The organism is Candidatus Endomicrobiellum pyrsonymphae (assembly GCF_020328025.1).
GTDB classification, from domain to species: Bacteria; Elusimicrobiota; Endomicrobiia; order Endomicrobiales; family Endomicrobiaceae; genus Endomicrobiellum; species Endomicrobiellum pyrsonymphae.
Genome location: NZ_JAIXMZ010000112.1, coordinates 1 through 4,262, shown reverse-complemented (window position 1 = coordinate 4,262; position 4,262 = coordinate 1). Strand labels below are relative to the sequence as shown.

General features: G+C 41.5%; 3 protein-coding genes and 1 pseudogene. All 4 read left to right on the top strand.

Annotated elements, in window-relative coordinates:
- Positions 1 to 101: 101 nt before the first annotated feature.
- A pseudogene (gene rpsL / locus LE180_RS06820) lies at positions 102 to 314 on the top strand (30S ribosomal protein S12); the annotation flags it as partial.
- Positions 315 to 613: 299 nt separating this feature from the next.
- Complete coding sequence (gene rpsG, locus LE180_RS06815; RefSeq protein ID WP_374134698.1) at positions 614 to 1,093, top strand: 30S ribosomal protein S7; 480 nt, start codon at positions 614 to 616, stop codon at positions 1,091 to 1,093.
- A gap of 534 nt (positions 1,094 to 1,627) precedes the next feature.
- A complete protein-coding gene (fusA, locus tag LE180_RS06810; protein WP_374134697.1) occupies positions 1,628 to 3,709 on the top strand; it encodes an elongation factor G in 2,082 nt (693 codons plus the stop codon).
- Positions 3,710 to 3,730: 21 nt separating this feature from the next.
- Positions 3,731 to 4,262: GTP-binding protein (locus LE180_RS06805; RefSeq protein ID WP_374134696.1), on the top strand; the 532-nt coding region annotated here is incomplete at its 3' end.

The window sequence follows — 4,262 nt, the reverse complement described above, 5'->3', positions numbered from 1 at the left end:
GCAAATGAGCGAGGGCTTTGCGCTGCAAAAATTCAAAAAACAAGTTTCTATTGCTTGGCGGCTTTGCCCTTCTTGACCCCATACTTACTTCTACTCTGTTTACGTCAGGATATGAGGTTTCTTCATATATTCCGGGCATAGGACATAATCTCCAGGAGCATTCGCTTGTTCTTATTCGCGGTGGACGTGTAAGAGATTTGCCCGGTGTTCGTTATCACATTATAAGGGGAACTTTGGACACAACTGGTGTCGAAGGTCGTAAACAGAGTAGAAGTAAGTATGGGGTCAAGAAGGGCAAAGCCGCCAAGCAATAGAAACTTGTTTTTTGAATTTTTGCAGCGCAAAGCCCTCGCTCATTTGCTATCAAAAAGCAAGCTTCGCTTGGTTTTGCTTAGCAAGAAGTTCAAAATACTGTGTTCTTAAATATAGGGATTAACGTTGGTCTTGTAGCAAGCGTCGTCCAAACACAAAACTCTTCGCACAAAAAGATAAGGTGCTTGTTCTCTCCCTTGCGGGGAAGGGTGAGATTAGGGGTTGGCAAGAGCGAGGGATTCCCTCGTTATTCTGCGAAGTGAAAGTAAGTAAGTAATAAAAAAATAAGAGGTATTAAGTAATGCCACGCAAAGCGTTAAAACCAAGAGAGAAAAGAGGTTTGCCGGAACCGGATTCAAAGTTTGGTTCGGTGGTTGTAGCTAGATTTATCAGTAAACTCAATTTTGAAGGTAAAAAAAGTACGGCAGAATCAATAGTGTACGATTCTTTCGATATAATAAAAGAAAGGACCAGCGAGGATCCTGTCGCAGTTTTTAACAGGGCGTTGGAAAATGTAAGACCGCTTCTTGAGGTGAGACCGCGCAGAGTTGGTGGAGCTACATATCAAGTTCCTATGGAAGTTCCCACGGCGCGCTCAATTACTCTTGCTATCAACTGGTTTATAGAAATTGCAAGAAGCAAAACCGGAAAACCTATGTGCGAAAAACTTGCGCAAGAACTCATTGACGGTAGCAAAAAGGAAGGAACCGCGATGAAGAAAAGAGAAGATACTCACAGAATGGCGGAAGCAAATAAAGCTTTCGCCCACTATCGTTGGTAGATGGAACTTGTCTTTTGAGTTTTTGCATCGCGAAATCCTCGCTCGTTTGCCATCAAAAAACAAACTTTGCAGTGATGGCAATAGTTGTTATAATAAGGTAGCGTTTGAGAGATACATGCCACAAGAGAAGTTAGTAATAACGGGGACGCGCTTTGATAGAGAGTAGTAATAGCAGCATAAGAGATAACATGGCCCGATTTAACAGAAGGACGAAACGATATAGCAAAAGATGAGATATGTTAGAAAAGACTTTGGGAATGTTTTTAAACAGAGATGTTTTAACAAATATAAAGTGGGATTACAAACGTATCAATAAAAGAGACCGATACCTTTTCAAAAGAGGTGGCAGGCGAGATGAGTAAAAGAATTGCAAGATTGGTAATTATGGGGAAAATGTCGTGGGTAGTAGCAATGATGTTAAGGGTAATTATAGAGAGAAGCATTCTATAGTGATGAAAGAAGGAAATACGAACAATCACGACGTCTAAAAGAAAATAAATAAGTTTTGGATATAAAAAAATAAAAGGGAAGAAAATGGCTAGGGAATATCCTTTAAATAAAATTAGGAATTTTGGAATTGCAGCTCACATCGATGCTGGTAAAACAACTACGACAGAAAGAATTCTGTACTATGCCGGAAAAACTCACAAAATTGGAGAAGTCCACGAGGGCGCTGCAACCATGGATTGGATGGAGCAAGAAAGAGAAAGAGGTATTACAATTACTTCGGCCGCGACATACTGCAAATGGCAGGACATGCAGTTTAACATCATCGATACTCCCGGTCACGTTGATTTTACCGTAGAAGTGGAGAGATCTTTAAGGGTTTTGGACGGCGCAGTAGTTGTGTTCGATTCTGGCAATGGAGTTGAACCTCAGTCTGAAACCGTTTGGAGACAAGCTGATAAATATGGCGTTCCAAGAATTGTTTTCTCAAACAAAATGGATAAGATTGGCGCAGATTTTTTTATGGTTATAAACGATATAAGAGAAAAACTTGGAGCGACTCCTCTTCCTATTCAGATACCCATTGGAGTCGAGTCTAACTTTCAAGGCATTGTCGATTTGGTGACTATGAATGCGCATGTTTGGTCAGGAGAAGAGCTTGGCGCAAAATTTGAAGTAATGGATATTCCCAAAGATTTAGAAGAAAAAGCTCGTCGTATGCGCTCTGAGATGATAGAACTTATCGCAGATTACAGCGACGATGTGATGAATAATTTTATGGAAGGAAAAGAGTCAACTGTAGCTCAGATAAAACAGGCAATTAGAAATGCAACTCTTCAGATAAAATTAATTCCCGTGCTTTGCGGAACAGCATTTAAAAACAAAGGCGTACAGTCTATGCTTGATGCGGTTTGCGATTATCTGCCGTCTCCCCTTGACAGGAAAGCCTTCAAAGGAATAAATCCTGAGACGGGCGAAGATGACACTAGACCGGTTGACGATAGCGCTCCTTTTAGCGCTTTGGCTTTTAAAATACAGGCGGATCCTTATATTGGGAAACTTACATACTTTAGGGTATATTCAGGAACATTGGAAAGCGGTTCGTATGTTTATAATCCTGCTAAAAATGCAAAAGAAAGAATTTCTCGTATAGTTCGTATGCACTCAAATAACAGAGAAGAAGTTAAGTCTGTAAACGCGGGAGATATTGCCGCTGCAGTAGGTTTGAAGAACACAACTACCGGCGACACGCTTTGCAGTGAAGAGAATTCTATATTGCTTGAGTCCATGGATTTTCCCGAGCCGGTTATTGACGTTGCAATTGAACCTAAATCTAAGGCTGACGAGGAAAAACTTGGAGTTGCTTTAAGCAGACTTGCGGAAGAAGATCCTACGTTTAGAGTCAGAACAAACGAGGAAACCAATCAGACGATTATTGCGGGTATGGGCGAACTTCATCTTGAGATTCTTGTTGACAGAATGAAAAGAGAGTTTAACGTTCAGGCAAATGTTGGAAGACCTCAGGTTGCTTACAGAGAAACAATTAAAAAAACTCAAGAAGCAGAATCAAAATATATCAGACAAACCGGCGGACGCGGGCAGTACGGTCACGTTATACTTACTGTCGAGCCTCAAGATCCCGGCAAAGGCTATGAGTTTGTGAACAAGATTGTCGGCGGCGTAATTCCTAGGGAATATATCCCTGCAATTGACAAAGGTATTAAAGAAGCAATGACCTCTGGAACTTTAGCAGGATATCCTGTGGTAGATGTTAAAGTAATCGTTACTGACGGTTCGTTCCATGAAGTTGATTCGTCAGAAATAGCGTTCAAAATAGCTGGATCTATGGCTTTTAAAGAGGCGTGTAAAAAAGCAAATCCTATTATTTTGGAACCTATTATGAAAACCGAAGTAGTTGCCCCAGAAGAATATATGGGCGCTGTAACCGGCGATTTAAATTCAAGACGTGGTAAAATAACGAGCATGGATTCTAAAAATAAAGTACAGCATATTAAAGCAACTGTGCCTTTGGCGGAAATGTTTGGGTATTCGACATCTCTTCGTTCCCTTACACAGGGAAGAGGAAATTACAGCATGGAACCATCTCACTACGAGGAAGTTCCAAGACAAATTGCCGATAAAATATTAGAAAAAACAACTAAAGCATAAAGGGAAAGGGGAGAATTTAAAATGGGGAAAGAAAAGTTTGACAGGAGTAAGCCGCATGTAAACATAGGTACGATAGGTCACGTGGATCACGGCAAGACGACGTTGACGGCAGCGATTACGAAAGTGTTAAGCAATAAAGGGTTGGCGGAATACGTATCGTACGATCAGGTAGCGAAAGCGTCGGAAGCGCAGGGAAGGAGGGATGGTTCAAAGATAGTGACGATAGTATCGAGTCACGTAGAATATTCTACGGTAAACAGGCATTATGCGCATATAGACTGTCCTGGGCATGCGGATTACGTGAAGAACATGATAACTGGAGCGGCGCAGATGGATGGGGCGATATTGGTAGTGAGTGCGTTGGATGGGCCGATGCCGCAGACGAGAGAACATATATTGTTGGCGAGGCAGGTAAACGTGCCTTCGGTAGTAGTATTTTTAAACAAGTGCGATGCAGTGGAGGACAAAGAGTTATTGGATTTGGTAGAGATGGAAGTAAGGGATTTGTTGACGAAGTACAATTTTTCTGGTGATAAGACGCCGATAATCAGGG

Excerpts from the sequence above, each read along its gene's own strand:
- rpsG (WP_374134698.1), top strand. The coding sequence starts at position 614 with ATGCCACGCAAAGCGTTAAAACCAAGAGAGAAAAGAGGTTTGCCGGAA.
- fusA (WP_374134697.1), top strand. The coding sequence starts at position 1,628 with ATGGCTAGGGAATATCCTTTAAATAAAATTAGGAATTTTGGAATTGCA.